Consider the following 994-nt stretch of genomic DNA (forward strand, 5'->3'; position numbering starts at 1 on the left):
ACGGGCAGTATGAACAAAATAGCAACTTTATTTCACCCGAAAATATACGGTGGAACAATGTTGCTTACTCTAAACTCTAGTTGTAAATAATAGTCAGGTCTATGAATGGTACATCTTAGTTCTCCAGAATTAGATAAAATTACGAAATTCCTAGGGAAGTACGACCTCAAATCTACAGTATCAAAACTCGCAGGCCTTCTTACAGCCCCTTCGTTTCAAGCGAATACAATCCGCATTGAAATTCTTGTACACTTGGCAGTTACATACTGTCGTGGCAATCGCAAACCCGGAATTACCGAAATTCGCAATTGGCTAAACAGGCAACTTGCGAAAACTGATATTTTGCGCCTTGAGGATCCAGTCGAAGATGTCTTCGTTACCAACGTCGAGACCCCCGAAGGGAATCGCCGAGTATTTGAAGGTATATGGGAGTCGAACGACTATTTTGCTCAGGTAGTTCTCGACACGCTTGGCAGCGGAAAGGCTCCGCAAGAATGTCATGATTTACTTGCCCCGGCATTTGCGTTGTTGCGGCTGAGTGACTGCATCGCTGAGCGACTCGGCCTGCGAAGGTGGCACATTGAGGCGTCGATGCCCAAAGGTATTGTGAGGATCGCACCGGCAACCCGGCTGGATGATCGGGCACGTGCAGTCACTTTTTCACAGGATGATCTTGAATCCCTTGGGTTGAACCGTGAAGACCTTGAACCTTTCATCCTGACAGATGAAGACAGGCAGGATATTCCCGAGGAGTCAACCGGACACTCCTCGCTCGAGAAGCACCCGCTGATTGATTTCGATGGTGAACTGGTTTTCGCGTTACCACATGCAGCTAGCCCCGCGATCCGACGGTTTGTGTTGTCGAAACTTCGGAAAATGGGTTACCTGCACGTATTTGGGGATGCTCTCGGTACCCGTCAGGCGCGACAACTCAAGAAAGATGGACTCTGGGAACTTAAGGTTGAGGTTGAGTCTCTTGTGCCACCCGAGTTAG

1 protein-coding gene is annotated in these 994 nt (G+C 48.5%); it reads left to right on the forward strand.

Annotation, left to right across the window (positions count from 1 at the left end; all coding sequences use genetic code 11):
* Window positions 1-105: 105 nt before the first annotated feature.
* A partial coding sequence (locus tag ACOCD2_RS21920) for a hypothetical protein (RefSeq protein ID WP_419601563.1) occupies window positions 106-994 on the forward strand: 889 nt, incomplete at its 3' end.

Origin of the sequence: Thiolapillus sp. (assembly GCF_048562965.1) — a bacterium.
Lineage (GTDB): Bacteria > Pseudomonadota > Gammaproteobacteria > Chromatiales > Chromatiaceae > Thiolapillus > Thiolapillus brandeum_A.